The organism is uncultured Roseibium sp., from assembly GCF_947499295.1.
In the GTDB taxonomy this organism is placed as follows: domain Bacteria; phylum Pseudomonadota; class Alphaproteobacteria; order Rhizobiales; family Stappiaceae; genus Roseibium.
In genome coordinates, this window is sequence record NZ_CANMNP010000164.1 from 1 (window position 1) to 271 (window position 271).

The window sequence follows — 271 nt, forward strand, 5'->3', positions numbered from 1 at the left end:
ATGAAGGCCGCGGCGATTGCGACGATGGAGCGGAAGTTTCTGGCGGTTTTCTCGCAACGCAGGGCGACGCGTTTAAAGCGTTTGAGCTTCCCCATCATTTTTCGATGCGTGCGCGGCCGCGGTAGAGCGCTTTGGCGAAGTGCCTGGGAATCTCGCGCCGGTTTGATTTGTAAGGGATGACCGGGACAGCCCCAGCCTTTCGCGCAGCCTCTCGATTGGCATTGCTGTCATAGCCCTTGTCGGCAACGATAGCCCGGTGCTTGATGTCGGG

1 protein-coding gene is annotated in these 271 nt (G+C 59.4%); it reads right to left on the reverse strand.

The window, feature by feature from the left end:
* Positions 1-94: 94 nt before the first annotated feature.
* Positions 95-265, reverse strand: coding sequence for a transposase (locus Q0835_RS30460; protein WP_366142426.1), 171 nt, complete (start codon positions 263-265; stop codon positions 95-97).
* Between the last annotated feature and the right edge of the window lie 6 nt (positions 266-271).